Source organism: Myceligenerans pegani (assembly GCF_014892515.1).
GTDB lineage: Bacteria > Actinomycetota > Actinomycetes > Actinomycetales > Cellulomonadaceae > Myceligenerans > Myceligenerans pegani.
Window position 1 is genome coordinate 128,699 of record NZ_JADBGR010000077.1, and the last position, 26,640, is coordinate 155,338.

Below are 26,640 nucleotides of genomic sequence, written 5' to 3' on the forward strand. Positions count from 1 at the left end.
AACGAAAATGCACACCACGGGTAGGCTGCCCCCGTGCCGTCGTCGAACATCTCCCCGGCCGGGCCGGACAGCGCCCGGCAGCCCTCCCCTGAGCACCTGCTCGTGCTGCTGGAGGTCGCCCGTTCCGGGCGGTACACCACTGCGGCACAGGCCCTCGGCCTCACCCACACCACCGTGGCGCGGAACATCGCGGCCCTGAACCGCGCGCTGGGCGGGCGGGTCCTGGTGCGCGGCGCGGACGGATGGGAGCTGACGGCGCTCGGCGAGCGCGCGGCGCGGGCCGCCGAGGGCGTGGCGCAGGCGATGACGACTCTGGTCGACGGCGGGGCCGCGGCGGACCCGGTGACCGGCGTCGTCCGGATGACGACGACGGACGGATTCGCCGCGTACCTCGCCTCGCCCGCCGTCGCCCGGCTACGGGAGGAACACCCGGGTCTGTCCGTCGAGATCGTGACCGTCACGCGCCGCGCGGCGCAGCACCGCTCGGGCGTGGACGTCGAGGTGGTGGTCGGCACGCCCCAGGTGAACCGTGGGCGCGCGGTCCAGGTGGCCGAGTACGAGCTCGGCCTCTACGGGGCGCGCGACTACCTGGCGCGGCACGGCACGCCGTCGTCGGTCGCCGAGGCGTCCGCGCATCACCTCGTCTACTTCGTGGACTCGATGCTCCAGGTCGACGACCTCGACGTGCCGCGCCGTCTGCTGCCGGGCATCCAGGACGCGCTGACCTCGACGAACGTCTTCGTCCACGTGGAGGCCACGCGCGCGGGCGCCGGCCTGGGATTCCTGCCCTGCTTCATGGCGGACCGCCACCCGGACCTCGTCCGCCTGCTGCCCGACGAGGTCCGGGACCGTCTCCCGTACCACGCGGTGGTCCACCCGGAGTCCTGGCGCCGCCCGGCGGTGGCGGCCGTCCTCGCCGGGCTCCGCGCGGAAGCCGGCCGGCAGCGCGAAGCCCTTCTGGGCCGGCCTCCGGGGGCCGAGGGTCAGGACGGGGCGTGGCGGTCCAGGAAGGAGTAGACCTCCCGGGTCTCCACGCCCGGGAAGGCGCCCGCGGGCATCGCCGCGAGCATCGAGGCGTGGGGGCGCGCCGAGGGCCACGCGTGGTCCTGCCACTTCTCGGCCAGCTCCGACGGCGGCCGCCGGCAGCAGGACTCGTCGGGACAGCGGGACTGGTCGCGGTGCGTGGTCTCGCGCCCGGCGAACCACTTGACGTGGGCGAACGGCACGCCGACCGACACCGAGAACGCGCCGTCCTGCGTGTTCTCCACGCGGGAGGTGCACCAGTAGGTACCCGAGGGCGTGTCCGTGTACTGCGCGTACGGGCTGAACTTGTCCTCCACGCCGAAGACCACGCGAGCGGTCCACTTGCGGCACACGTGCTGGCCCTCGACCGCGCCGAGCGGGTCGGCCGGGAAGTTCACGCCGTCGTTCTCGTACGCCTTGTGCAGGATCCCCGACTCGTGGACCTTCATGAAGTGCACCGGGATGCCGAGGTGCTTGGTCGCGAGGTTCGTGAACCGGTGGGCCGCGGTCTCGAAGGAGACGGCGAACGCGTCCCTCAGGTCCTCGATCGCGATGGTCTTGGTGTCCTTCGCGTCGCGCAGGAACCGCACGCCCGCTTTCTCGGGCACGAGCAGCGCCGCGGCCAGGTAGTTGGCCTCGACGCGCTGCCGCAGGAAGTCGCCGTAGTTCTGCGGCTCGGTGTGCCCGAGGATGTGCGAGGCGAGGGCCTGCAGCATCGCGGACCGCGTGTTCGAGCGGCCGCGCGGGCCGCTCGCCGGGAGGTACAGGCGGTGGTTGCGGTTGTCGATCACCGACCGCGTGGAGTGCGGCAGGTCCGGCACGTAGTGCAGCGTGAAGCCGAGGTTCTCGGCGATCTCCGCGGCGATCCGCTGGGGCAGCGGCCCGCTGGTGTGCCCGACGTCGTCGAGCAGGTCGCGGGCCACCTCCTCGAGCTCCGGGATGTAGTTGTCGGACGCCCGCATCTCCGCCCGCAGCTCCGCGTTGGCCCGGCGCGCCTCCTCCGGCGTGAGCGCGCGTTCGGCGTGCAGCCGCTCGAGTTCGCGGTTGAGGGCGAGGATGGTGCGCAGGGCGTCGTCGGGCAGCGACTTGCCGATCCGCACGCCCCCGAGGCCGAGGGCGGCGAACAGCGGCCCGCGCTGCACGCGCCCCAGCTCGATCTCGAGGGCGTCTCGCTCCGACGGCGGTGTGGGGTCGAGCAGGTCGTCCACGCCGGCCCCCAGCGCCTTCGCGAGGGCCTGCAACTGCGAGAACTTGGGCTCGCGCTTCCCGTTCTCCAGTGCGCTGACCTGTGACGGCGCACGCCCGATCGCCGCTGCTAGGTCTTCCAGCTTCATCCCGCGCCGGGTGCGCAGGAAGCGGACCTGGCGGCCGATCGTCAGTGCGTCGGGCTCGGCGTCCGGAGGGCCGGCGAGAGCGTTTCGCTCGGTTTCGCGTTTCGGCGTCGTCGTGGGCATTATCTGAGGGTGACACACAGCGATCGTTCCGTCCAGCAGAAGTTCGTCGATATTTCTCCTGAGTTGCAGTAGATCTGGAGCGATTCAATGGCAGAAGGTCGAATCAGTCCCAAGCGGAGAACGCAAACCAGGAGGTATCCGCCATGACCGCTCCGACCATCGTCACCCGCCGCAATCTTCCGGGGGCCGTGAGCCCTCAGGCCGCCGACGGCTCCCCCGCCGCGTCGCCGGCCGCCACTCGTCCGGGCGACCAGGTGACCACCGCGGCGGCCCTGGCCGAGAGCTGGGCGAAGGACCCGCGCTGGGCCGGCATCGAGCGGACCTTCACCGCCGAGGACGTCGTCGCGCTGCGCGGCTCCGTCGGCGAGGAGCACACGCTCGCCCGCCGGGGCGCCGAGCGCCTGTGGAAGCAGCTCCACGAGGAGGACTTCGTCAACGCACTGGGCGCGCTGACCGGCAACCAGGCCGTCCAGCAGGTCAAGGCGGGGCTGCAGGCGATCTACCTCTCGGGCTGGCAGGTCGCCGGCGACGCGAACCTCGCGGGTCAGACCTACCCCGACCAGTCGCTCTACCCGGCCAACTCCGTGCCGGCCGTCGTGCGCCGCATCAACAACGCGCTGCTGCGCGCCGACCAGATCGACGTGTCGGAGAACGGCACGGCCACCCGCGACTGGCTCGCCCCGATCGTCGCGGACGCCGAGGCCGGGTTCGGCGGCCCGCTCAACGCGTACGAGCTGATGAAGTCCATGATCACCGCGGGCGCGGCGGGGGTGCACTGGGAGGACCAGCTCGCCTCGGAGAAGAAGTGCGGCCACCTCGGCGGCAAGGTGCTGATCCCCACTCAAGCGCACATCCGCACCCTGAACGCGGCCCGCCTCGCGGCCGACGTCGCCGACGTGCCGTCCGTGGTCATCGCCCGCACCGACGCCGAGGCCGCCACCCTCATCACCTCCGACGTCGACGAGCGGGACCGCCCGTTCATCACGGGCGAGCGCACCGCCGAGGGCTTCTACAAGGTGACCAACGGCATCGAGCCGTGCATCGCCCGCGCCAAGGCGTACGCCCCGTACTCCGACCTGATCTGGATGGAGACGGGCACGCCCGACCTCGAGCTCGCGCGGAAGTTCGCCGAGGCCGTGAAGGCCGACTTCCCCGACCAGATGCTCAGCTACAACTGCTCGCCGTCGTTCAACTGGAAGAAGCACCTCGACGACGCCACGATCGCCAAGTTCCAGCGCGAGCTGGGCGCGATGGGCTTCACGTTCCAGTTCATCACCCTGGCCGGCTTCCACGCGCTGAACTACTCGATGTTCGACCTGGCGCACGGCTACGCCCGCGAGCAGATGACGGCGTACGTGGAGCTGCAGGAGCGGGAGTTCGCCGCGGAGGAGCGCGGGTACACCGCCACCAAGCACCAGCGCGAGGTCGGCACCGGCTACTTCGACCGCGTCTCCACGGCCCTGAACCCGGACTCGGCCACCACCGCGATGGCGGGCTCCACCGAGTCGGCCCAGTTCTGACGCGACGAAGGACGCAGCGCAGGGTGGGAGCCGAGGTACGAGGCACCCGCCCGAAGCGGAGTCCGAGGAGCGTCAGCAGACAGCTCTGCCACACCCCCACAACAGCCGAGGCAGTCGCTCCGCGCGACGGGCGACTGCCTCGGCGACCAGCACACAGCCCGCCTCACGCCCTGGAGGTACCGAGATGACCAGCACGATCGACACCCCCACCCCGCGCACCGCGACTGCGCAGATGGTCGCGACGTCTGGCGCCTTCGACGTCGTTCCCCGGGGCACCGTGCGCGTGACCGGCGCGCTCGGCGAGCGGTACGACGAGATCCTCACCCCGGAGGCGCTCGACTTCCTGGCGCTGCTGCACGACCGGTTCGGCGCACGCCGCCACCGTCTGCTCGCCGAGCGCGAGCAGCGGCGCGAGGAGATCTCCTCCGGCGTCGACCCCGACTTCCGCGCCGCGACACGGCCCGTGCGCGACGACCCGGCCTGGCGGGTCGCCGGCTCGGCGGGCGCCCCGGGCTTGGAGGACCGGCGCGTCGAGATCACCGGACCCACCGACCCGAAGATGACGATCAACGCCCTCAACTCCGGCGCCAGGGTCTGGCTGGCCGACGCCGAGGACGCCTCCTCCCCCACCTGGCGCAACGTCGTCGAGGGTCAGCTCGCCCTGCACGACGCGATCCGCGGCACGCTCGAGCACACCAGCGCCGCGGGCAAGCACTACACCCTGCGGTCGTCGCACCTGACCGACCTGCCCACTATCGTGTTCCGGCCCCGCGGCTGGCACCTCGTCGAGAAGCACCTGCGCTACACCGGGGCGGACGGGCCCACCCGGTGCACCTCGGGCGCGCTCGTGGACTTCGGGCTCTACTTCTTCCACAACGCCGCCGAGCTGATCGCGCGCGGCCGCGGCCCGTACTTCTACCTCCCCAAGCTGGAGAGCTACCGCGAGGCCCGGCTGTGGAACGAGGTCTTCGAGGTGGCCCAGGACGCGCTCGGCATCCCGCGCGGCACGATCCGGGCCACGGTCCTCATCGAGACGCTGCCCGCGGCCTTCGAGATGGAGGAGATCCTCCACGAGCTGCGCGCCCACTGCGCCGGCCTGAACGCCGGCCGCTGGGACTACCTGTTCAGCGTGATCAAGTGCTTCCGCTCGCGCGGGGAGTCGTACGTGCTGCCCGACCGTGCCCAGGTCACGATGACGGCGCCGTTCATGCGCGCCTACACCGACCTGCTGGTCGCCACGTGCCACAGGCGCGGCGCGCACGCCATCGGCGGGATGAGCGCGTTCATCCCGGACCGCCGCGACCCGGAGGTCACCCGCCGCGCGTTCGAGAAGGTCTCGACGGACAAGCGCCGCGAGGCCCGCGACGGGTTCGACGGCTCCTGGGTGGCCCACCCGGACCTCATCCCGGTCGCGAGGGCGGAGTTCGACGCCGTGCTCGGCGCGGCGCCGAACCAGGTCACGAGACTGCGCGACGACGTCCGGGTGGGCCGGAACGAGCTGCTCGACATCGCCTCGGTCCGCCGCTCCGGCGCCACCGTGACGTCCGGGGGCCTGCGCGCCAACGTGTCGGTCGCGATCCGCTACATCGACTCGTGGCTGCGCGGCACCGGCGCGGCGGCGCTCGACAGCCTGATGGAGGATGCCGCCACCGCCGAGATCTCGCGCTCGCAGGTCTGGCAGTGGGTGGCCGCCGGCACGCGGACCGCCGACGACGGCCGGACCGTCACCCGCGACCGGGTGGAGGCCCTCATCCTCGACGTCCTCGCCGACCTGCCCCGTCCGCACGGCCACCGCGTCGACGACGCGGCAGCCGTGTTCCGCGCCGTGGCGCTGAGTGACGACTTCCCGTCGTTCCTCACCGTCGGCGCGTACTCCCAGTTCCTGGTGGGCTCCGCGGTGGATCAGCCGTAGGAACTCGTCAGGCGGCATCCCGACTGGATTCTGAGGCAGACAGAACCGGGGTGCCGATCTCCGCCCCGGCCGGTCTCACCACCTTCCCCCGAGACCGGCCGGGGCGGCTCTCACTGGCGCGCCGTGCGGCGGCAGACCTCGTCCCACGGCGTCGGCTCGATCCCGAAGTGCTTCCTGGCCGCGGTGTCGTCCAGCACGTACGGGCGCTCGAACTGGTAGATCATCTCCCGCAGCTCGCGCATCAGCGGCGACACCAGGCCGATCGCGGCCAGCGCAGGGCCGCGCAGCTCGCGCACCCGCACGGGCGGGCGCCCGACGGAGGCCAGCACCTCGGTCAGCGCCTCGCGCTGCGTGCGGGGCTCGTTGCTGGGGACGTGCCAGGTGCGCCCGTGCGCGTCCGGGTCGCCGGCGGCGGCGACGAGCGTGCGGGCGACGTCCTGCACATCGGTGAAGGTGTGCGGCTGGTCGACGCGGCCCATCATCGTCACGGCCCGGCCCCGCAGCGCCGCGGGAACGACGCGCGAGATGTGCCCGTTGCCGCCCACGCCCGGCCCCACGTAGTCGGCCCCGCGCACCTCCACCGTGCGGATCCGCCCGGCGCGGTGCGCCGCCAGGGCGTCCGCCCACAGGCGCGCACGCAGACGTCCCTTGTGGTCGGTCGCGGCGTCCGGGAGGTCCTCCGTCATCGGACCGTCGACCGGACCGTACGGGTAGAGGTTGCCGGTGATCGCGTAGACCGCGCCGGTCCGCTCGGCCGCGGTCAGGAACGACGCCGCCAGCGGCGGCCAGGCGCGCTCCCACTGCGTGTAGTCGCCGGGGTTGACGCAGTTGTAGAGCACGGCGGCGCCCTCGGCGACTCGGGAGAGCGCGTCGGCGTCGGAGGCGTCCACCGTCGCGTGCTCGACGCCGGGGATGCCGGTGTCCCGGCCGGACCGGGTGGCCACGGTGACGCGCGCCCCCCGCTCGGCGAGCTGCTGCGCGACGTGCCGGCCGACAGGGCCGGCACCGACGACGAGGTGGTGGTCGGTGGTGTTCATCAAGGGCTCCAGGATTCGTTCGAGAGATCGGATGGCGAGGGTCGACGGCGCGAGATCGGGTGTCACATACGAGAGCGCCGCTCTCGTTGGTTCCAGCATGACACGATCGGTGCTCTCTATCAAGAGCGGTGCTCTGTTTTGCGCTCGGCGCTCTCGAATGGCAACCTGGGCCGATGAGCAGCACACCCCGCACGGCACGCGCCCTCGCCCGCGAGACGCTGACGCAGCAGATCCTCGACGCCGCCCGCGCACGGCTACGCTCCGACGGACCGGCCGGGCTCTCCCTGCGTGCCGTCGCCCGCGACGTCGACATGGTGTCCTCCGCCGTCTACCGCTACTTCCCGAGCCGCGACGCACTCCTGACCAGGCTGCTCATCGACTCCTACGGGGAACTCGGGGAGACCGTCGAACGCGCGGACGCGGGGATCGAGCGGGACGACACCGGCGGCCGCTGGCTCGCCGCCTGTCGCGCGCTGCGGACGTGGTGCGTGGAGCGGCCCGGAGACTTCGCCCTCCTGTACGGCACGCCGATCCCAGGCTACGCGGCGCCACAGGACACGGTCGAGCCGGCCACTCGCGTCATTCGGGTGCTGGTACGGATCGTCGGGGACGCGTACGCCGCGGGTGCGCGTGCTCTGCCCCCGCCCGGTGCGGCGAACGGAGGCGGCAGCGCGGACGCCAGCTCTGTCGGAACGGGCGCTCCGGCAGGCGAAGCCGGTGCCGGCCCTGGCGAGGTCGGCGCCCCGGCCGGTGCCCACACCGATGTCGACGATCTCGTCGCGAGCGCCCGGGACTACGTCGTCCAGCGCGGGCTCGCCCCCGAGGACGTCGCGACCGAGTCCGTGGTCCGCACCCTCATGGCCTGGAGCCAGCTCTTCGGCACGGTGTCCTTCGAGCTGTTCGGCCACCTCGTCGGAAGCGTCAGCGACACCACCCGGTGGTACGACGAGGTCGCCACCCGCCTGGGAGCGGACCTGGGGATCCCCGCGCCGGCCTGAGCCGGCTCCGGCCGGCGGTCTCGGGCCTCACGGCCGCGCGCGTGCTCCCCGGCTCAGACGAGCCCGGGCGTCAGCCCTGATCCAGTCCCAGGAGGTCGTCCTCGGTCTCGCGGCGGACCAGGACGCGGGACTCTCCGTCGCGCACCGCCACGACCGGGGGGCGCAGCAGCATGTTGTAGTTCGACGCCATCGACCGGCCGTAGGCGCCGGTCGCGGCGACGGCGAGCAGGTCGCCCGCGCGCACGTCGCCCGGCAGCATCACCTGGTGGACGACGATGTCGCCGGATTCGCAGTGCTTGCCGACCACGCGCGCCAGGACCGGCTCCGCCTCCGACGCACGGCCGACGATCTCCGCGTGGTAGTCCGCGCCGTAGAGCGCGGGGCGGATGTTGTCACTCATCCCCCCGTCGACGGACACGTACAGCCGGGTGAACGGTTCGCCGTCGTCCCCGCCCACCGTCACGGGCTTCACCGTGCCGACCGTGTACAGCGTCATCCCCGCCGGTCCGACGACGGCCCGGCCGGGCTCGATCGAGAACCGTGGCAGCGGGGTGCCGAGGCGGGCGGCCACGTCCGCCACCGAGGACGCGATGTCCTTGGCGACGCGCTCCGGGTCCAGCGCGACCTCGCCCGGCAGGTAGGCGATGCCGTAGCCGCCGCCGAGATCCACCTCGTCGACCAGCACGCCGGTCCGGGCCGCGAGGTCGGCGCGCAGCTCCAGCACCGCGCGGGCCGCGGCCTCGAAGCCGTCCGGGTCGAGGATCTGCGAGCCGATGTGGGAGTGGATGCCGAGCAGGTGAAGGCTCGGCCGCTCCAGGATCCGCAGGAGTGCGGTCATCGCGGGACTGTCCGTGCCCGACGACGGGACGCCGCCGGCCGGATGCTCGCCCGCCGGGACGATCGGGCCAGGGGCGGCGGCCTCTTCCGGACGCTCGCTCACACCCGGCGTCCCGGACGCGGAGGCAGCGTTGACCGACAGGCCGAACTTCTGGTCCTCGTGCGCGGTCGAGATGTACTCGTGCCCGCCCGCGTGCACGCCGGTGGTCACGCGCACCATGACCGGCGCGACGACGCCGCGCTCCGCCGCCAGGTCGGCGACCCGGTCGATCTCGGCGAGTGAGTCCACGATGATCCGGCCCACGCCGTTGTCGAAGGCGCGGACGATCTCCGCGTCCGACTTGTTGTTGCCGTGCAGCCCGATCGCCTCGCCCGGCACTCCCGCCCGGAGCGCGACGGCCAGCTCACCGCCCGACGCGGTGTCGACCCGCAGTCCTTCCTCGCGCGCCCAGCGCGCGACCGCCACGGTGAGCAGCGCCTTGCCCGCGTAGTACACGTCCACGCCGGTCCCGACCGCCGCGAACGCCGCCTCGAACGCCGTCCGGTAGGCGCGCGCACGGGCACGGAAGTCCGCCTCGTCGACGATGTACGACGGCGTGCCATGGTCCGCGGCGAGTTCGGCGACGCCGACTCCCGCGACCTCCACGGCGCCGTCGTCGCCGCGGCGGACGCCGCTCGACCACGGCGCCCCGGCCGGGCCGACCGGGAGCGCGGCGGGACGGGGCTGCCCGGCCACGATCGCCGTCGTACCCGATGCGTCCGTCATGCCCGCGCCTCCCCCTGCCGTCGTGTCCGGTCCTCCGCCCGCCGTACCCGCGGACGGTCCCGCGCCCGTCACATCCGCTCCGGGGCGCTCACGCCCAGCAGGTCCAGGCCGTTGGCGAGGACCGTGCGGACGGCGTCGTTGAGCCAGAGACGGGTGCGGTGCGCGTCCGTCACGGCCTCGTCGGGGTAGGGGTTGGCGCGCAGCTTGGCGTCGTCGTTGTACCAGGAGTGGTAGTCGCCGGCGAGCGCCTCCAGGTAGCGGGCCACGCGGTGCGGTTCACGCAGTTCGGCGGCCTGCGCGACGATCCGCGGGTACTCGGTGAGGCGGCCGAGCAGCGCGCTCTCCGACTCGTGGTTCAGCAGTGACGGGTCGAAGGCGTCCTCGAGCCGCACGCCGCGCTCGGCGGCGTTCCGGTCCACGGCACAGGTCCGCGAGTGCGCGTACTGCACGTAGAACACGGGGTTGTCGTTGGTCTGCTTGAGCATGTCCTCGCCCTGGAGCTCCAGCGGCGTGTCCGCGGGGTAGCGCGAGAGCGAGTAGCGCACGGCGTCGCGCCCGATCCACTCGACGAGATCCCGTAGTTCGATGATGTTGCCGGCGCGCTTGGACAGCTTGGCGCCGCCCACGTTGACGAGCTGGCCGATCAGGACCTCGATGTTCCGCTGCGGGTCGTCGCCCGCGCAGGCGGCGATGGCCTTGAGGCGGTTGATGTAGCCGTGGTGGTCGGCGCCCAGGAGGTAGATCTTGCCCGGGAAGCCGCGGTCCTTCTTGGACAGGTAGTAGGCGGCGTCCGCGGCGAAGTAGGTGGGTTCGCCGTTCGCGCGGATGAGGACGCGGTCCTTGTCGTCCGTGAAGTCCGTGGTGCGCAGCCAGACGGCGCCGTCGGAGTCGAACACGTGCCCCTGCTCGCGCAGACGGGCGACGGCCCGTTCGACGGCACCCGAGTCGTGCAGCTCGCGCTCGGAGAACCAGACGTCGAAATGCACACCGAAGTTCTCCAGCACCTCGCGGATCTCGGCGAGCTGGAGCTGGTAGCCCTCCTCGCGCGCGACGGCGATCGCCTCGTCCTCCGGGAGGTCCGGCAGGTCCGGCCGCCTCTCCAGGACCTTGTCGGCGAGCTCCTTGACGTACTCGCCGTGATAGCCGCCCTCAGGGATCTCCCCGCCCGTCGCCCGGGCCAGGATCGAGGCGCCGAACCGGTCCATCTGCGCGCCGGCGTCGTTGATGTAGTACTCGGCGGTGACGTCTGCGCCCGCGGCCCGCAGGATGCGGGCCATCGCGTCACCGAGCGCCGCCCAGCGGGTGTGGCCGATGTGCAGCGGGCCGGTCGGGTTGGCGCTGATGTACTCCAGGTCGATCACCTGGCCGGCGAGCGTGTCCGTGCGGCCGTACTCGCGGCCCGCCTCGACGACGGTGCGGGCCAGCTCGCCGGCGGCGCCGGCGTCGAGCGTGATGTTGAGGAAGCCCGGGCCGGCGACGTCGACCGACTTGATCCCGGCGTGCTCCCCCAGCCGCGCGGCCAGGTCCTCAGCGAGCGCCCGGGGCGTGGTCCCGGCCTTCTTGGCCAGCTGGAGTGCGACGTTCGTGGCCCAGTCGCCGTGCTCTCGCTGCCGCGGACGCTCCACGTGCACCGACGCGGGGATCGCGTCGGCAGGGAGCTGAAGGGTGCCGTCGGCCACAGCCGCGGCAAGGGCAGCGCTGAGTGCTCCGGAGAGCTCGGTGGGGGTCACCCGACGATTCTACGGGCGGGCTCGGCCCCGCGGCCCGCGGCTTCCACAGCCCGGGAACAGGGTGTCCGACGCCGGCCGGTGCACCCGGGCGCGCCGTACCGGCACCCGTTCATGTCTCGGACGCGCGGCGCCGGCAGCAGCCGGCCGACGTCGGGCAACCCGCTCGACATCGATCCGCACACGCCTTGGGCCACCGTGACAACCTTTCGGCGGACCTGCCCGTCCACCTTCCATGGATCAACCGACAATCAGGCGGTGCACCGGATGAGCCCTCAGTCCGCCACCGTTGCGGCGTCACACGTCGCCGTCCATACGACCGGCAGCAAGGCCGAGCGTTTCACCGCCTTCGCCGAGAGCGCGACGCCGATGCTTTCCCGTCTCGCGTTCCTGCTCACCGGCGACGAACACCGCGCCCGCGACCTCGTCCAGCAGGCGCTGGAGCGGACGTATCTCGCCTGGGGCCGCGTGGCCGACGGCAATCCGGCGGCGTACGCGCAGCGGATCGTCGTGAACGCGCGGATCGACGGCTAGCGCAAACAGCGCCGCGAGACCCTGGCGGACCCGGCCGAGCTGTGGGACGCGCGGACACCCGATCCGACGTCGGGCGTGCTGGACCGCGACCAGCTCGTGCGGGCGCTGCGCACGCTACCGCCCGCGCAGCGGCGGGTGATCGTGCTGCGCTACCTGCTGGACCTCGGTGAGGCCGACACCGCTGCCGAACTCGGCGTGTCCGTGGGTTCGGTCAAGTCCGCCGCATCGCGCGGCCTGGCGCGCCTGCGCGTCGTGCTCGGCGACGACGGCGCCCCGGAGAACACCGCACACCGGAAGGGAACGGCCCGATGACCTCTCCATCGCACTCCGACGACGACCTGATCGGCCTCCTCCGCGCCTCGGCCGGCCAGGCGGAACCGCTCGACCTCGATGCACGCGTGCTCGCCCGGGCCGCGATGCGGCGAGGCCGCACCCGGCGCGCGCTCCAGGCCGGAGGTGGTGTTCTCGCGGCGGCGGCCGTCGCCGGTGGCGCGTGGCTGTACGGGACACACGGGACGACGCCGCTTCCGGCGGACCCCGCCCCTTCCGTGAGCCCGACGCCGGCCGGGCGGCCGACCGCGGGCCCGTTCGCCGACGACCCGACGATGGCACGGCTACCCGTGCTCGACGGCGTCCGGCCGGGAGTCGTACCGGAGGGCTGGGTACCGCACGAGGTGAGCGGGCTGCGGCTCGCGGTGCCGGACGGGTGGAGCGAGGTCCCGAAGGAGGCGTACCCCGGAGATGCGGTGCAGGCCGACCGCTACACCGGCCTCTGGCGGCAGGACGAGACGATGCGCCTCGCCGGTCCTGGTGGTGCACGAGTGATCGCGGCCGAGTCCGCCAGGGTCGCGAGCCTGTCGCCGGACAACCCGCCACGGGGTCACCTGCTCCGGGAACAGGCGAGGGTGCTCTTCCCCGTGACCGGATCGGATCTCGCGGTGGCCTCTCTCCAGGGCAGGTTCTACGACGGCATGGCGCTCGACTCGGCCGAGATTCAGCTCCGCGCCGCGGACGGCAGGGGTTACGTCGTCGTCGCGACGGGGCTCGACGCGCTGGAAGACCCGGACACACTCGTCAAGCTCCTCGGCACCCTCACCCTTACCCACGAGGCGCACCGTCCGATGCCGGTGACGGACGTCCCGCTCTGGGAGGCTGCCGACCAGGGGATCTCCGAGGGCTGGCAGACACTGCGTGAGGGCAACATCACCGTGGCCGTACCAGAGGCGTGGACGATCAGTGACGGACGTGCGTACGGTCCCACGCCGGAGTTCCTCTCGTTCGGAAGGCTGTTCGCCGTCGAGCCGATGTCCACCGCCCAGGCACAGCACCGCCTGGAGACGCCCGGCGCGGAGGCCGTTCTGGTGAGCTCGGACGCGCCCGACCACCTGCAGGTCGACCAGCCCATGATCCGTGGCCAGGTGGACATACGGCTCCCGTCAGGAGAGATCGTCACCATCGTGATCACGCTCAGGGACGACGAGGACGGCGCCACGCTCTTCCGCCAGATGGCCGGCACGGTACGCGTCGATCCCTGACCCTGCCGACGGCGGTCCGGGTCCGCCTCGCCCTGGACCGCCGTCGGACATCCCGCTGGACCTCCTGGTCCGGAGGCAGACGCTCCGAGCCGTGATCAGACGCTCGTCACAGTTATCGATGCACTCCCCGGGCCCGCCACCTGGTAGTCTCGTTTCGGCCGCCACGGGAGTGAGTCATCACTACCGATCCGCGGTCCCGCGCCTGTAGCTCAGTGGATAGAGCGTCTGCCTCCGGAGCAGAAGGTCGGGGGTTCGAATCCCTTCAGGCGCACCCGAGAGAACAGGTCGTGACCAGCACAAACGCTGGTCACGGCCTGTTTCGTTGGTCGCCCTGACTCCCCTCCTCTTGTCGCTGCTGGCCTAACTGCTGGCCCATGCACCCTTGAGCACGTCGCCCATCGCACGCTCGCCAACTTCCGCATGCGCGCCGACTACTCAGCACTCGACTACGACATGCCCGTGGAGGACTGACCATGCCCATCATCATCCGACCCCGCCAAGACGCCGACATCCCCTACCTCGCCGCCGCGCTCGTCCGCGTGCACGCTCTCGACGGCTACCCGGTCGAAGGCGTAGCCGACCCCGAGGCGTGGGTACGCCACCCCAACGAGATGCAGAGTTGGACCGCCGACGACGACGGAACACCCATCGGCCAGATCACGCTCACCCGCGCAGAGCCGGCCGACGACGCCGCGCGAGCCTGGCGCGACGAGACCGGCGGCAACATCGACCGCCTGGTGATCCCTGTCCGCCTCTCGTCGATCCCGACCACCGAGGCAGCGGCGCGGGCCGGCTACTCATGGAGGCCGCCGTAGAGTTCGCGCGCTCCCGAGGGCTCGCCATCGCGTTCGACGTCATGCTCAAGGACCGCGCCGCGATCCGGCTCTACGAACGCCTCGGAGCCCAGCACATCACCGACCTCACCCACCACTACGGCGACGGCCTCACCGAACCCGCGGCCGTCTACGCCGTTCCCTCGTGATCCCTGTGGTCTCCTATCGGCCGCACAGGACGAAGATCGTAGGGCTCTGTGAGGATCTTCCTCCAGGGCCCTACTTCATGCCCGCACGCAACCAGGCCCCGGTATCGAGTATCGCTCCCATACCCGCTTGACTCCTCGGGTATCGCCGCCATACTGGTGAAGTGGAATACGTGGTGGGGCGTACGGCGCGGAAACGGTCCAAGAGCTTCGACTGGTCACTCGTGGAGGCGGTCATGAACCAGCACGACCCCCTCCAGTTCGAGGAAGACAGCCGGACCTGGCTCGGTTGGCTCGGCGAAGACGGGCAGGGCGGCCGATGGGAAGTCATCGGACACCTGGCCGACGACGAACCGGGCTTGCTCGTCATCACCCGCGCCCAGCGCTTCGAGCAGACGTTCCCCGAGGAAGGATGACCACGATGACCAAGTACACGCGCCGGGACGAAGAGCCCGGCAAGGACTACTCCGCCGGCATGAGCGACGACGAGATCGAAGCCACCACCGAACGCGTCTCACGCCAGCTCAGAAACCTCCACCGCGGCGGCTACTCCCTGTCCGGCGACAAGGGCCACTCGCCCAAGGTCTCGGTCACCCTCCCCCGCGAGGTCCGCGACAAGGTCGAAGCCCGAGCACGCGCCGAAGGCATGTCCGTCTCCAAGTACCTCCGCCGCCTCATCACCGAACACGCGGCCTGAGCGAGCGCAAGCGACGGAACGGACGCCATGGTTACTGACTCTGACGACCCGCTGAGGGATGCTCTCCCAGACGCGATCGCGGCGGGTGGCCTAGCACTCGCCGCCAGTGGTTCACCGATCGCGGCGTTCCTCTCCGGGATGACGCCGATCGTGACCAAGGCCCTAGGACTGGCTATGGGTGAGTGGAGCACGGCAGCCAACAAACGTGCCGAGGCTCTCCTGCACGAGACAGCTGACGCTATGGGTGGTGAGCAGGCCATGGCGGAAGCCATCAACTCCAATCCCACGCGGCGGGAATTGACGGCGGACACGGTCGTAGCTTCCGCCAAGGTCCGCCTGCCATCAGGCGTGCGCGCGATGGGTCGCGCATTGGCCGAAGGACTCCTGCATGACGGCACCCCGCCGGACGTTGCACGATTCACAATTGAAGCGCTCCAAGCAATCCAGCCGATCGACGCGGCGGTCCTTGACCGAATCAGTCAGATCGACGGCACATCGCCCAACGACATGCGCGTTGCCATGCCGCACTTCGTGCCAGTCCTCCCGCAAATCCTCGCGAGACTTAACCGTGAAGGGCTCATCGAGGAGAACCCCCCGAAGAACGTCATTGCCTCGCCCGGTGGCCCGCCAAACGCTTACCGACTGACGCTTTTCGGCCGAAGCGCCCTGGACCGCTTGCACGACGCCGGCTACGACGGTGCTTCCGACGCGCTGGACGCGTGAGGACTTTCCTTACTGGCTCAAGGCGCGGCTCCGCCCCGCGGGCGGGCGCGCGTCGAGTCTCCGCGCTCATGCGGATCAGCCATAGGCCGAGATTCTCCGGAGCAGAAGGTCGGGGATCCGAATCCCCATCCTTCGCCCAGGTCCGAGCCCTCGGTAGCCGCAGAATCGAGCGGTTAGCGAGGGCTCGCCGCTTTCGGGGAGGGCCGTTCTGGGAGAATTGTGAGAACTTTCCTCGGCAAACGGCCTTCGACAACGCCTGGGCAGGGTCCTCAAGCGTCGGTCATGTCTGGGTCGATCTTGCGGAGCGTCGAGGCGAGCCATTCGGTACGCCGGTGCTCCGGCGGCATCTCGGCCAGCCCCGCAGTGGCTTCCTCGATCGCTTGCGCGGTGTCTCCGAGCAGGGTGAGCACGGCTCCGCGTTGGACGGCACCGAATCCGGGAGTGAACCAGTACAACGAAGAGGGTGGCGGCTCCGCGTCGCGTGCGTCCTCGATCGCGTCGTCAGCCATGTTGAGCACGTCCCGGGCCTCGGTGGTCTCTCCGAGGCTGGCCAGCAGCTCGGAGCGTCGCAGCGCCGCGTAGGCGCGCAGAGTCGGGTGAGCACCACGGACGGACAGCGCCCCGTCCGACAGGTCGATGGTCTCCCCGAGAACCCCGGTGGCGCTCCAGGTCACCGTGGCGGCGAACGTCAGCGCGTGCGCCATCCTGTTCGGCTCTCCGACCTCGCCCGCCAGTTCGACCGCAGCCGCCATGCTCCGCCGCGCGGCAGTGTCCGCACCTACGGCATGCTCCAGCCATCCGCGATACTGCGTGACCTCGGCCGCGAGGTGCAGCGCCCGCTCACGCACGGGGGCGCTGGCCTCGCGGGCAAGCTGGTCCACCGTCGCGGACATCCCCCGCACCGCCGGTAGGACGGACAGGACACCCGTGGTGTCCTCGATCCGACGCAGAGCTCCGAGCATGGTTGCGACCTGGTCCAGCGTGGCGGCGTCCACGCTGGCGGCGGAGCGAGTCACGGTGACCAGTCGGCCCAGGTCCGTCGTCCCCAGCACTCGCTGGTAGGCGTCCGCGACGCCAGCGGGTACGGGCCGCTCTCCGTTCTCGATCAGGGACAGGTACCCGGCGTTGTAGTGCGTCCTCGCGGCCATGGTGCGCAGCGTGATGCCCGCGGCCTCACGCGCCGCGCGGAGCAATGGTCCCGGGGATTCCGCCACGAACTCAGGCTAACCGGGCGCACCCCATCGGGGGGAGACCTGCGCAACATCGAGGTTGCAAACACCTGCAAACGCGCCAGCCCTTCCGGCTCCCGTCGCACGCCAACACCCTTGAATTCGTACTCGACCGAACGAAGGGGTCTCGCGATGCGAGTCGACGGAAAACCGGGCAGGGTGCTCGGCATCAGGGATGTGGTGGGGCTGGTGGACGGATGGCTGTCGGCCATCGGCCCGGAGCGGATCGACGTGGTGACCACCACGCGAAGCCGAGTGAGCCTGCACCCTCGCGACCTGTCCGAGAGCGAGCAGATCGCCCGTGAGCTGGGCTGTGTCTCGCCGCTGGACCACAGGACGACGGTCCCCGGCTACACCCTGTGGAGCGGCACCCGGGACGGCATCGAAGTACAGGTTCGGGCGGCGCTTCGCCGCCCGGTGGGAACCATCGGCCCCCGGTGCTACGCGCCGGACTGTGACGGCATCGCGGAGCTTGGCGAGGCGTACTGCTGGCAGCACGTCGGCTCGGACGACTGGGTGGAAAGGCTACGAAGGGGCGAGCGATGAGCGCGGACGCCGAGCGAGCGACCTTGACGCCGAACGCGCACGTGGTCATCACGTCCGGCCGGTTCGCGTGGATGGCGGGGCGGCTCACGGGGACGAGCGCCGAGCGGGCAGGCGTGGACCTGGGCGTGTCGATCGATGGCGGCAACGGCATCGTGAGCGTACCGGTCTGGGCGGTGCGGGAGGTCGAGCGATGACGGGCGACATCACGCCGGACCGATGGGACGACGGCGCGTTCTACGAAGTCGATCCACGCGACCGGCCGCCGCGTCGGTGGAAGGTCGGTGACCGCGTACGGCGCGTGGACGGCCCGCCCGTCCTGCTCGGATCGGTCGGCACCGTCGTCGCGGTGGACATCCCGGGTCTGTGGCCGATCCGCGTTCAGGTAGATCGGCGGATCGGGTTCGGCGAGGTGCTGTGCGCGGCGAACGAGCTGGCTCCCGAAGACGAGGCGGCAGACGACGAAACGAATTGAAGAACGTCGATACATCAGATCAGAGCGATTTGGTGGAGGTTCCCCGCGGGCGCATGGGACGGCAGGCGGCGTGTGCTCTCTTCGAGAGCGACGCCGTCTCGTCATTGCTTGATGCGTTCAAGCTCGCCGTGCCATGATCGCAGCACACCACCCGGCGCCGGCAGGCGTCGGGTTTTCTCTTGTCCGGGTGGCGTGCCCGCGGATCGGTTTTACACCGATGACCGGGTTGCCGGTATCGTCCGCCACATGTCCGATGCGATGGCAACCGATCAGACCGCGGCAAGCACATCCACAGGCCCCGCCTCCCCCGCCACCGGCGACGTCGTCGAGCTCTTCCCGTCGCGCGGGCACGTGGCCACGCTCGCGATCGCCGCGCTTGTCCTGGCGGTCGTGTGCGGCGCGGCCGCCGTCATCGGGTTCGACTCGGCGCAGGCCACGCCGTCGCCCACGGCGCTCGTCGTCACCACCACCGGAGCCGTCGGCGTCCTCATGGCGCTCGGCGCCGGACTCATCGCGGTCCGGCGCATGCTCGTGGCGCGCTGGCCGGTGCTGATCGTCGACGACGAGGGCTTCACCGACTGGCTCCCCAACCTCGGCGTCGAACGCGTCGAGTGGTCCGAGGTCACCGGAATCCGGGACGCGAGCCTGGCGGGCCGCGCGGTGGTCGCCATCGACGTCACCGACCCCGATGCCGTCGTCGAACGCCAGCGGACCGCCGTCCGGCGCTTCGCCGCGGCGACGAACCAGCGGCTCGCCGGGACGCCCGTCGTGCTGAAGCCGGGCAGCATCGACGCCTCCGCGGAGCAGATCAAGGCCGCCCTCGCACCGTACGTCGCCACCCGGTCGCGCGAGTAGGAGGCCAGACGCCGGGGCGGGCATGACGGACCGGGGTGGACAACGATTGCCCCCGCTTGTGTAGACTTCCTTACAGACCTGACATGGGCGACAGGGGACCTGCCATGAGCGACGTCGACAAGGCCGGCCACGACGTCGGCCCGGACACCGGCTACCGCGATTTCGAGTTCGAGAGGCGCTTCTTCGTGCGGGACTTCCCCCGCGCGCTCCGCGACGCCCCGGCGCTCATCCTCCAGTCCTACTACGTGGCCGACGACGGCTACGCGCTCCGGGTCCGCGTCCAGGCGAGCGACGTCGAGGCGCCGCAGGAGCCCGGCACGGGCGCGGACGACATCCTGCGCGAGCACGCCGCGCGAATCGACTTCGCGGCCGTGACGGTCAAGGGGCCGGCCGTCGGCGGCACCCGCTACGAGGCCGAACGCCCCCTCGACCCGAGCATCGCCGTCGAACTGGTCCGGCGCGGCGGACATCCCGTGGTCAAGACGCGATACGCCGCGTGGCTCGGCGCCGACGGCTGGTCGATCGACGTGTTCGGCGGGGCGAACCACCCGCTGATCATCGCCGAGTGCGAACGCTCCCGGCCGGTCACCGGGCTCCAGATCCCCGATTTCTGCGTCACCGAGATCACCGACGACGCCCGGTTCTCCAACGACTCGCTCGCCATGCGGCCGTACGGCGAGTGGTCGACGGCGTTCGACGCCGAGCTCGCCGCGCAGGGCCCCCGCTTTCGCCAGGATTTCGGGCCGAACACCCGCATCAGCACAAGCTGATCGGCCGGCCCGGGAGGTCCCGGCACGCCCTTCGACGGGTCGGGCGGAGCCTGCCCAGCAGTACGCGACCCGGCACCGCCGCCCGGCGAGTGCACGTCAAAGGACACCCACAGCCCGCTGGGCGACGCCGTACAGACGCCGGTCATAACTTCGCCTCATGACCACGACACAGAAACCCTCCGCAACGACCACCGAGGCCGACGCCCCCGAGCCCCACGACCTCGGCCTCTCCCACGACCTGCCGACGCTCCTGAACCGGCGCCGCGCCCTGGGCCTGATCAGCGCAACCGGCCTCGCCGCCGCCCTGGCCGCGTGCACCGGGGGCGGCGGCACCGGCTCCACGACCTCGGCCGGGACGCCCGACGGCGGACCGGGTGGCACCCCGCCGGACGGCGGCCCGAGCGGCAGCGGCGGCGGCGAGGTCTCGCAGGCCGACGTCGGCGAGGGCGAGATCCCCGAGGAGACCAACGGGCCCTACCCGGCCGACGGCACCAACGGCGTCAACATCCTGACCGAGACCGGTGTGGTGCGCAGCGACATCACGACGAGCTTCGGAGAATCCTCCGGCACGGCGGAGGGCATCCCGCTCACCGTCACCTTCACGGTGGTCGACGTCTCCGGCGAGGGCGACGCCGGCACGCCCGTCGTGGGCGCGGCCGTCTACGCCTGGCACTGCGACCGCGACGGCAAGTACTCGATGTACGACCTCGAGGATCAGAACTACCTGCGCGGCGTCCAGGAGACCGACGCCGCCGGCAAGGTCACCTTCACCTCGATCTTCCCGGGCTGCTACGCGGGCCGGTGGCCGCACATCCACTTCGAGATCTATCCGTCGCTCGACGACGCCACCTCTGCCACCAACCGGCAGCGCACGTCACAGCTCGCCTTCCCGGAGGACGCCTGCGGCGAGGTGTACGCCACCGAGGGCTACGAACAGAGCGTCACCAACCTGGCGGGCATCACCCTGGACACCGACAACGTGTTCTCGGACGGCTACTCGCTCCAGATGGCGAGGTGCTCGGGCTCGGTCGCGGACGGCTACACGGCCACCCTGACCGTGCCGATCTGATCCCGCGCCGATCTGCGGCCCGGACCCGGGGCTGGTGTCAGCCCTTCCAGAGGCCGAGGCCGGCCACGCCCTCGACGTACTCCCAGTGCCAGGGCTCGTACTTCTCGCCGCCCACCTGGGCCCACGCCGGGTTCTGCCAGCCGTACGCGGGCGCGTTCGCCCACAGCCACGAGTAGATCTCGCTGTTGCTGGTCTCCTGCTTGCAGATGTCGATCGCGAGGCCCCAGCCGTGGTTCGAGGTACCCGGCGACGCCGCCCAGTAGCCGAGCTGGGCCTTCACCGCGTACTGCGTGTCCAGGTCGCGATAGCTCGCGACCAGGCACAGGTCCCGTCCGAACTGCGCGCGGAACGCCCCGTTGAGGGCGGACAGGCTGATCGCGGCGTCGGGCCGCAGCTGCTCGCCGTCCTGCCACAGCTCGCACAGCGAGTGGTCGGCGAGCAGCCCGTTGCCGCCCTCGACGGGCGCGTCGGGATCACAGTTCGGGAGCGGGCTCCGCTCGGCCTCACGGCTGGCGGACCGCGTCTCGGTGCGCTCGATCCTCGGCGCGGCCATCACGTTCTCCGACGCACGGGGCGCCGTCCTCGGCTCGGTGACCAGGTCGAGGGGCGAGGGGCCCGTCGGGTCGGCCGCCACCTCGAAGGGCGACTCCCCGCTGCGCTCGGCCTGCTGCCCGAGCGGCACCCCGATCGTGGCCGCCGCGAGGGTGCCGAGCACGGCGGTGCGGGACAGGAATCGCTGGGCGGGCGCGGTGCGCGCTCCGTCGGCGGGCGCCTCGCGCCCGGTACGGAAGTTCCGCGCGGGCCGGGCACCCCGGCGGATCGCCTGGCTCCGCTCCAACGCTTCGCGCCGGGCACGCCGGGTGGGGTACGCAGGCGATGTGCCTGGGCCGACCGCTGGCTCCACTGCTCCTCCGAGGTCGCAGCCGCACCCCCCAACGCGGCCGATCGTCATCCGGCCTCGACCATATCCGCCGCTCGCATCGGGTGCCAAGCCGGGCACGACGCAAATACAGGAAATGCCACCCGTAGGCCTCTTGCCCCGAACGCCGTCACCTGCGCAGCATGACGTCACCGCGCTGCACGGCGTCAACGGCGCTGCATCGCGTCCCGCACCTCGCCCACGAGTTCCTCGAGGATGTCCTCCAGGAAGACGACGCCCTGGAGCTCCCCACCCGCTCCGACCACCCGCGCCAGGTGTGCCCCGGACCGCTGCATGACGCGCAGCGTGTCCTCGACCTCGTCGTCCGGCCGCACGTTCGCCAGCGCGCGCACGCGCCAGAGCGCCACGGGCTCGGTCCGCGCCTCGCCGGTCGCGTACAACACGTCCTTGAGGTGCAGGTACCCGATCAGGCGTTCGTCGTCGACCACAGGGGTACCCGGGACGCCGTTGTCCTCGGGCGCCGCGGCGGACAGCACCGGGAACCGCGAGAAGCCGTGCTCGGCCACGAGCCGCTCGACGTCGTCGGGCGTCACGCCCTCGGTCAGCGTGACCAGCGACCCCACGGGGACCATCACGTCGCCGGCGGTCTTCTCGGAGAACTCCAGGGCACCCGACAGCAGCCCCAGGTCGTCCTGCAGCACGCCCTCGGCCTGGGAGTGCTCCACGATCGACTGCACCTCCTCGGCCGTGAACGCGGAGGCGACCTCGTCGCGCGGCTCGACGCCGGTCAGCCGCACGGCGTGGTTGGCGAGCCAGTTCAGCGCCGTGATGATCGGCCGCACGACGCGGGCCAGGAGCACAAGCGGCGGCCCGAACCACAGCACGGCCCTCTCCGGCGCGGAGACCGCCAGGTTCTTCGGCACCATCTCGCCGAGCACCACGTGCAGGTAGACGACGATCGCGAGCGCGATCGCCATGGCGATCGGGTGGGCCAGTTCCTCGACGCCGAGCGCGTGCAGCGGCGTCTCGAGCAGGTGCGCGAGCGCCGGCTCGGCCACGATCCCGAGCCCGGTCGAGCACACGGTGACGCCGAGCTGCGCGCACGCCAGCATGAGCGAGACGTGCTCCATCGCCCAGAGCACCGTCTGCGCGCGGCGGTTCCCCGCGGCCGCGAGCGGCTCGATCTGGGACCGTTTCGCGGACAGCACGGCGAACTCGGCCCCGACGAAGAAGGCGTTCCCCGCCAGCAGCACGACGGCGACGGCGATCGCGGTGGTGGTGCTCATCCTCGGGCCTCCTTCTTCGGCCGGCTGTGTCCGACGGCGGGCGTGGGCGAGGCCCCGCTCTCCGCGCCGTCGCGCACGGGCCGGACCCGGACGCGCTCGACCCTGCGGCCGTCCATCGCCTCGACGCGCAGCGTCGCTCCGGCCACGGTCACCTCGTCCCCGGCCCGGGGCACGCGCCCCAGCTCGGCCATGACGAGTCCGCCCAGCGTCTCGTAGGCGGCCCCCTCGGGGACGACGACGCCGGTGTTCTCCTCCAGCTCGTCGGGCCGCAGGACGGCGGGGACGACCCACTCGCCGCCGGGAGCGCGCACGACGCCGGCGCGGCGCCGGTCGTGCTCGTCGGCGACCTCCCCGACGAGCTCCTCCACGACGTCCTCCAGGGTGACCACGCCGGAGGTGCCGCCGTACTCGTCGACCACGACGGCCATCTGCAGCCCCAGATCCCGCAGCTCGACGAGCAGCGGCCCCAGCCCCACGGTCTCGGGCACGCGCGGGGCGTCGACCATGAGCGCGGTGGCGGGGACCTCGGCGCGGCGCTCGTGCGGCACGCCGACGGCGCGGCGCAGGTTCACCAGGCCGACCACGTCGTCCCGGTCCTGGCCGATCACGGGGAAGCGCGAGTGCCCGGTGTCCATGGCGAGCCGGACGACGTCGGCCGCGGTGGCGTCGCGCTCGACCACGACCATGCGCATCCGGTCGGTCATGACGTCGTTGGCGCTCAGCTCGTGGAGCTCGATCGAGTTGGTGAGGAGCTGCGCGACGGACTTCTCGAGCGTGCCCTCCGCCGCCGACCGGCGCACGAGGGAGGCGAGCTCCGTCGCCGACCGGGCGCCGGACAGTTCCTCGCGCGGTTCGACGCCGACCCGCCGCAGCAGCGCGTTGGCCGACCCGTTGAGCAGCAGGATCACGGGCTTGAAGAGCAGCGTGAACACCCGCTGCAGCGGGATGACGAGGCGGGCGGTACGGAGCGGCAGCGAGAGGGCGAAGTTCTTCGGGATCAGTTCGCCAAACAGCATGGAGAAGCCGTTCACCAGGACGAGGGCGAGCACGGTCGCGAGGGCCAGCCCGACGGCGCCGGACATCGGGAAGCTGCCGAACCATCCCCCGAGCAGGCTCACGAGCGCGGGCTGCGCCGTGTAGCCGAGCAGGATCGTGGTGACGGTGATGCCGACCTGGGCGGAGCTGAGTTCGGTGGAGAGGCTCTTCAGCGCGGCGCGGACGGCACGGTCACGGCGCCCTGGGCGCGCTGGGGCGGCGGAGTCCGCGGCAGGGCCGGGTCTGTCGCCCTCCTCGTCGTCCCCGACCACGGCTGGGTCGAGGGTGACCAGGGAGAACTCGCCCGCCACGAAGATTGCGGTGCCGGCGGTGAGGAGCACCCCGACGGCGACCATGATCCAGTCGACGGTCATCGGGGGCTCCGGGGATGGTGCTCGATCATCGTGTGCCGATCGTAGCGCCAGTGGCGGACAGATCGTGGGCGGCTCGTGGACGGCTCGCCATCGGTTCGTCGACGGTTCGCCGGCGGCGGAGCAGGCACTGACACGCACACCTGGGACACGGCTGGGTGGCTTCCGGCCCGGGTTCAGCGTCCTTTCAGGCTGAGGGGTGCAAGATGGACCCATGTCTTCAGGTACGCCGCAGCAGCCGGGCAGCCCCGCCCGCCCCGACCCCGCCTCGTCGGGCGCCACCGGTACCGGCCAGCAGAGCGCCACGATCCTCGTCGTGGAGGACGAACCGACCATCGCCACGGCGATCGCCCAGCGGCTCTCCGCGGAGGGCTGGCGGGTCGAGGTCGCGCGGGACGGCCTGTCCGGGGTCGACGCCGCCGTGCGGCTGCGTCCCGACGCCATCGTGCTCGACGTGATGCTCCCCGGGATCGACGGGCTCGAGGTGACCCGGCGCATCCAGGCCGAGCAGCCGGTGCCGATCCTCATGCTGACGGCGCGCGACGACGAGACCGACATGCTCGTGGGGCTCGGCGTCGGCGCCGACGACTACATGACCAAGCCCTTCTCGATGCGCGAGCTCGTCGCGCGCCTCAAGGCCCTGCTGCGGCGCGTGGACCGGGCCGCCCAGGCGGCCGCGTCGTCGCCGTCGGAGCCGCCGATGGCGATGGGCGACGTCACCGTCGACCGGGCGCAGCGCCGGGTCTACCGCGGCAGTGACGAGATCCACCTGACGCCCACCGAGTTCGAGCTGCTCGTGATGCTGGCCTCCTCCCCCAAGACCGTGCTCACGCGCGAGCGCCTGCTGGCCGAGGTCTGGGACTGGGCGGACGCCAGCGGCACACGCACCGTGGACTCGCACATCAAGGCACTGCGCAGGAAACTGGGCTCGGACCTGATCCGGACCGTCCACGGCGTGGGGTACGCGTTCGAACCGCCGACGGCGTGACCCCGATGAACCGGAGGCTGCCCGGCGTCGCCCGCACCCTTCGCGATGTCCGCCCCCTGGACCCCCTGCGTTCCATCAAGATCAAGCTCGGCATCCTCGTCGCGGCGACGGTGACCCTCGCGGTGATGATCACGTGGCTGGGCCTGCAGCTCCAGATGGGCCCGAGCCGCACGTTCCCGGTGGCGATCCTCCTGTCGCTGGTCCTGACCCAGTTCCTGGCGCGCGGGATGACCTCGCCGCTGCGGGACATGACGCACGCCGTCCAGGCGATGGCCGACGGCGACTACTCCATCCGGGTGCGCGCGACGAGCCGCGACGAGGTGGGTCAGCTCGCCGCCGCGTTCAACCAGATGTCCGAGGACCTGGCCTCGGTGGAGCAGACCCGCCGCGACCTCATCGCGAACGTGTCGCACGAACTGCGCACCCCCGTGGCGGCGCTCCAGGCGCAGCTCGAGAACATGGTCGACGGCGTCGTGCCGGCCACGCCCGCGATGCTGGAGCAGGCGCACGCGCAGACCGAGCGGCTGACGCGCCTGGTCACGTACCTGCTGGACCTGTCCCGCCTGGAGGCGGGGGCCTCGGCGCTGTCCGTGTCGGAGTTCGACGTCGGTGACCTGATGGAGGAGTGCGCGGACGGCCTCCAGATGGTCGACGCCGCCAAGGACCTGCACTACATCATCGACGTGACGCCGCCGAACCTGACGATCGAGGCCGACCGGGAACGGTTGCACCAGGTCCTGACGAACCTGCTGCAGAACGCGATCCGGCACTCGCCCCGGGGTGGCGACGTCCGCATGGACGCGTACCCGGTGGGCGAGACGGTCGTGCTCGAGGTCAGCGACCAGGGTCCGGGTATCGCCCCGGAGGACCGGGAGCGCATCTTCCAACGGTTCGCGCGCGGGACGGCGTCGAACCCGGGGACGACGGCGGCGGTGGGCCTCGCCACGGAGAGCGCGGCGGGTCCCGCGGGCGGTACGCCGCCGGCGAGCGGTGGCACAGGGATCGGGCTGGCGATCGTCCGCTGGGCGGTGGAGCTGCACGGCGGGCACGTCGAGGTGGCGGACTCCCGCGAGGGCGCGACCATGCGCGTCACGCTCCCGGCGAGCGCGCACCCGGCGCCCGGCGTCGCCGCGGAGCGTCTCGGCGCCGAGTAGGGGGCGCCGGACGCCTAAAGACATCGGGCGCGAAGAACAACCCCATGGCGCCGTGAGATCCGTCACACAGATCAGGGATTGTCCGCCCCGATCGCACGACGGAAACGTGGCGTTGACGGGTTCCATGGCGAATGTTGCCCACACTTTGCCTGCGAAGCAGAATTCATGACGAAGCATCGGCGATGGTGCCCGACCGACCGCGAGAACCTGTGGACGTCACACCCGCCTCCGGGCTCGAAAGGC

At 71.6% G+C, this 26,640-nt stretch carries 28 protein-coding genes and 1 tRNA gene; 21 read left to right on the forward strand and 8 right to left on the reverse strand.

Annotated features, from left to right (window positions below; all coding sequences use genetic code 11):
- Window positions 1–33: 33 nt before the first annotated feature.
- Window positions 34–1,017 (forward strand): LysR family transcriptional regulator, encoded by a 984-nt coding sequence (locus IIE03_RS10565; RefSeq protein ID WP_318842917.1) that lies wholly within the window; start codon window positions 34–36, stop codon window positions 1,015–1,017.
- On the opposite strand, the gene IIE03_RS10570 is transcribed toward IIE03_RS10565, so the two are convergent.
- Entirely contained in the window at window positions 984–2,477 is a 1,494-nt protein-coding gene (locus tag IIE03_RS10570) for a helix-turn-helix domain-containing protein (RefSeq protein ID WP_192862707.1), read from the reverse strand. The two genes, IIE03_RS10565 and IIE03_RS10570, sit on opposite strands and share 34 nt — an antisense overlap.
- 188 nt (window positions 2,478–2,665) lie before the next feature.
- On the opposite strand from IIE03_RS10570, the gene aceA reads away from it, so the two are divergent.
- Both aceA and aceB read left to right on the forward strand, forming a co-directional pair.
- Window positions 2,666–3,997: an isocitrate lyase gene (aceA, locus tag IIE03_RS10575; protein WP_408632843.1), complete on the forward strand. Its 1,332-nt coding sequence runs from the start codon at window positions 2,666–2,668 to the stop codon at window positions 3,995–3,997.
- A gap of 184 nt (window positions 3,998–4,181) precedes the next feature.
- Window positions 4,182–5,909, forward strand: coding sequence for a malate synthase A (gene aceB, locus IIE03_RS10580; RefSeq protein WP_192862708.1), 1,728 nt, complete (start codon window positions 4,182–4,184; stop codon window positions 5,907–5,909).
- A 110-nt stretch (window positions 5,910–6,019) separates the two neighbouring features.
- Here aceB and IIE03_RS10585 read toward each other — a convergent pair whose 3' ends face one another.
- On the reverse strand, window positions 6,020–6,946 hold the full coding sequence (locus tag IIE03_RS10585; RefSeq protein WP_192862709.1) for an NAD-dependent epimerase/dehydratase family protein: 927 nt from the start codon (window positions 6,944–6,946) through the stop codon (window positions 6,020–6,022).
- 173 nt (window positions 6,947–7,119) lie between these two features.
- Between IIE03_RS10585 and IIE03_RS10590 the strand changes: the two genes are divergently transcribed.
- Window positions 7,120–7,944 carry a TetR/AcrR family transcriptional regulator gene (locus IIE03_RS10590; protein ID WP_192862710.1) on the forward strand — a complete coding sequence of 275 codons (825 nt, stop codon included), beginning with the start codon at window positions 7,120–7,122 and terminating at the stop codon, window positions 7,942–7,944.
- Between the two features lie 70 nt (window positions 7,945–8,014).
- On the opposite strand, the gene IIE03_RS10595 is transcribed toward IIE03_RS10590, so the two are convergent.
- Together IIE03_RS10595 and argS are read right to left on the reverse strand one after the other, a co-directional pair.
- On the reverse strand, window positions 8,015–9,547 hold the full coding sequence (locus IIE03_RS10595) for a diaminopimelate decarboxylase family protein (RefSeq protein ID WP_192862711.1): 1,533 nt from the start codon (window positions 9,545–9,547) through the stop codon (window positions 8,015–8,017).
- 68 nt (window positions 9,548–9,615) lie between these two features.
- Window positions 9,616–11,277, reverse strand: coding sequence for an arginine--tRNA ligase (gene argS / locus IIE03_RS10600; RefSeq protein WP_192862712.1), 1,662 nt, complete (start codon window positions 11,275–11,277; stop codon window positions 9,616–9,618).
- Between the two features lie 264 nt (window positions 11,278–11,541).
- Here argS and IIE03_RS25795 point away from each other — a divergent pair, with 264 nt between their 5' ends.
- The 9 genes from IIE03_RS25795 (at window position 11,542) to IIE03_RS10640 (ending at window position 15,742) form a co-directional block, all read left to right on the forward strand.
- Window positions 11,542–11,808: a sigma factor gene (locus IIE03_RS25795; protein ID WP_225997563.1), complete on the forward strand. Its 267-nt coding sequence runs from the start codon at window positions 11,542–11,544 to the stop codon at window positions 11,806–11,808.
- Window positions 11,809–11,829: 21 nt separating this feature from the next.
- Window positions 11,830–12,120 (forward strand): sigma factor-like helix-turn-helix DNA-binding protein, encoded by a 291-nt coding sequence (locus IIE03_RS25800; protein ID WP_225997586.1) that lies wholly within the window; start codon window positions 11,830–11,832, stop codon window positions 12,118–12,120.
- Window positions 12,117–13,343 carry a hypothetical protein gene (locus IIE03_RS10610; protein WP_192862713.1) on the forward strand — a complete coding sequence of 409 codons (1,227 nt, stop codon included), beginning with the start codon at window positions 12,117–12,119 and terminating at the stop codon, window positions 13,341–13,343. Before IIE03_RS25800 ends, IIE03_RS10610 begins: the two co-directional genes overlap by 4 nt.
- 198 nt (window positions 13,344–13,541) lie before the next feature.
- Window positions 13,542–13,614, forward strand: a tRNA-Arg gene (locus tag IIE03_RS10615).
- Between the two features lie 202 nt (window positions 13,615–13,816).
- Window positions 13,817–14,158 carry a hypothetical protein gene (locus tag IIE03_RS10620; RefSeq protein WP_192862714.1) on the forward strand — a complete coding sequence of 114 codons (342 nt, stop codon included), beginning with the start codon at window positions 13,817–13,819 and terminating at the stop codon, window positions 14,156–14,158.
- Window positions 14,143–14,325: a GNAT family protein gene (locus tag IIE03_RS26365; protein WP_192862715.1), complete on the forward strand. Its 183-nt coding sequence runs from the start codon at window positions 14,143–14,145 to the stop codon at window positions 14,323–14,325. The genes IIE03_RS10620 and IIE03_RS26365 overlap by 16 nt, the downstream gene beginning before the upstream one ends.
- 233 nt (window positions 14,326–14,558) lie before the next feature.
- Window positions 14,559–14,738, forward strand: a complete 180-nt coding sequence (locus tag IIE03_RS10630) for a hypothetical protein (RefSeq protein WP_192862716.1) — start codon at window positions 14,559–14,561, stop codon at window positions 14,736–14,738.
- A 5-nt stretch (window positions 14,739–14,743) separates the two neighbouring features.
- Window positions 14,744–15,019: a ribbon-helix-helix protein, CopG family gene (locus tag IIE03_RS10635; RefSeq protein WP_192862717.1), complete on the forward strand. Its 276-nt coding sequence runs from the start codon at window positions 14,744–14,746 to the stop codon at window positions 15,017–15,019.
- 27 nt (window positions 15,020–15,046) lie between these two features.
- On the forward strand, window positions 15,047–15,742 hold the full coding sequence (locus IIE03_RS10640) for a hypothetical protein (protein WP_192862718.1): 696 nt from the start codon (window positions 15,047–15,049) through the stop codon (window positions 15,740–15,742).
- 269 nt (window positions 15,743–16,011) lie between these two features.
- Here the strand turns inward: IIE03_RS10640 and IIE03_RS10645 are convergent, their stop codons facing one another.
- Window positions 16,012–16,956 carry a helix-turn-helix domain-containing protein gene (locus tag IIE03_RS10645; protein ID WP_192862719.1) on the reverse strand — a complete coding sequence of 315 codons (945 nt, stop codon included), beginning with the start codon at window positions 16,954–16,956 and terminating at the stop codon, window positions 16,012–16,014.
- A gap of 147 nt (window positions 16,957–17,103) precedes the next feature.
- Between IIE03_RS10645 and IIE03_RS10650 the strand changes: the two genes are divergently transcribed.
- The 6 genes from IIE03_RS10650 to IIE03_RS10675 all read left to right on the forward strand — a co-directional run bounded on the left by IIE03_RS10650 (window position 17,104) and on the right by IIE03_RS10675 (window position 20,683).
- A complete protein-coding gene (locus IIE03_RS10650) occupies window positions 17,104–17,517 on the forward strand; it encodes a hypothetical protein (RefSeq protein WP_192862720.1) in 414 nt (137 codons plus the stop codon).
- A complete protein-coding gene (locus tag IIE03_RS10655; protein WP_192862721.1) occupies window positions 17,514–17,711 on the forward strand; it encodes a hypothetical protein in 198 nt (65 codons plus the stop codon). Before IIE03_RS10650 ends, IIE03_RS10655 begins: the two co-directional genes overlap by 4 nt.
- Window positions 17,708–17,989, forward strand: a complete 282-nt coding sequence (locus tag IIE03_RS10660) for a hypothetical protein (RefSeq protein ID WP_192862722.1) — start codon at window positions 17,708–17,710, stop codon at window positions 17,987–17,989. The genes IIE03_RS10655 and IIE03_RS10660 overlap by 4 nt, the downstream gene beginning before the upstream one ends.
- Before the next feature lie 246 nt (window positions 17,990–18,235).
- Window positions 18,236–18,844: an STM3941 family protein gene (locus IIE03_RS10665; RefSeq protein WP_192862723.1), complete on the forward strand. Its 609-nt coding sequence runs from the start codon at window positions 18,236–18,238 to the stop codon at window positions 18,842–18,844.
- 104 nt (window positions 18,845–18,948) lie between these two features.
- Window positions 18,949–19,614 carry a CYTH domain-containing protein gene (locus IIE03_RS10670; protein WP_192862724.1) on the forward strand — a complete coding sequence of 222 codons (666 nt, stop codon included), beginning with the start codon at window positions 18,949–18,951 and terminating at the stop codon, window positions 19,612–19,614.
- A gap of 157 nt (window positions 19,615–19,771) precedes the next feature.
- Window positions 19,772–20,683 carry an intradiol ring-cleavage dioxygenase gene (locus IIE03_RS10675; RefSeq protein WP_192862725.1) on the forward strand — a complete coding sequence of 304 codons (912 nt, stop codon included), beginning with the start codon at window positions 19,772–19,774 and terminating at the stop codon, window positions 20,681–20,683.
- Window positions 20,684–20,720: 37 nt separating this feature from the next.
- Here IIE03_RS10675 and IIE03_RS10680 read toward each other — a convergent pair whose 3' ends face one another.
- The 3 genes from IIE03_RS10680 to IIE03_RS10690 all read right to left on the reverse strand — a co-directional run bounded on the left by IIE03_RS10680 (window position 20,721) and on the right by IIE03_RS10690 (window position 24,258).
- A complete protein-coding gene (locus IIE03_RS10680; protein WP_225997564.1) occupies window positions 20,721–21,521 on the reverse strand; it encodes a M15 family metallopeptidase in 801 nt (266 codons plus the stop codon).
- A 248-nt stretch (window positions 21,522–21,769) separates the two neighbouring features.
- Window positions 21,770–22,849, reverse strand: a complete 1,080-nt coding sequence (locus IIE03_RS10685; protein WP_192862727.1) for a hemolysin family protein — start codon at window positions 22,847–22,849, stop codon at window positions 21,770–21,772.
- The gene (locus IIE03_RS10690) at window positions 22,846–24,258 is read right to left on the reverse strand and encodes a hemolysin family protein (protein ID WP_192862728.1); all 1,413 of its coding nucleotides are present in this window, start codon (window positions 24,256–24,258) and stop codon (window positions 22,846–22,848) included. Before IIE03_RS10690 ends, IIE03_RS10685 begins: the two co-directional genes overlap by 4 nt.
- A gap of 211 nt (window positions 24,259–24,469) precedes the next feature.
- Here IIE03_RS10690 and IIE03_RS10695 point away from each other — a divergent pair, with 211 nt between their 5' ends.
- Both IIE03_RS10695 and IIE03_RS10700 read left to right on the forward strand, forming a co-directional pair.
- Window positions 24,470–25,243 carry a response regulator transcription factor gene (locus tag IIE03_RS10695; RefSeq protein ID WP_225997565.1) on the forward strand — a complete coding sequence of 258 codons (774 nt, stop codon included), beginning with the start codon at window positions 24,470–24,472 and terminating at the stop codon, window positions 25,241–25,243.
- A gap of 5 nt (window positions 25,244–25,248) precedes the next feature.
- On the forward strand, window positions 25,249–26,397 hold the full coding sequence (locus IIE03_RS10700; RefSeq protein WP_192862729.1) for a sensor histidine kinase: 1,149 nt from the start codon (window positions 25,249–25,251) through the stop codon (window positions 26,395–26,397).
- The last annotated feature ends 243 nt before the right edge of the window (window positions 26,398–26,640 follow it).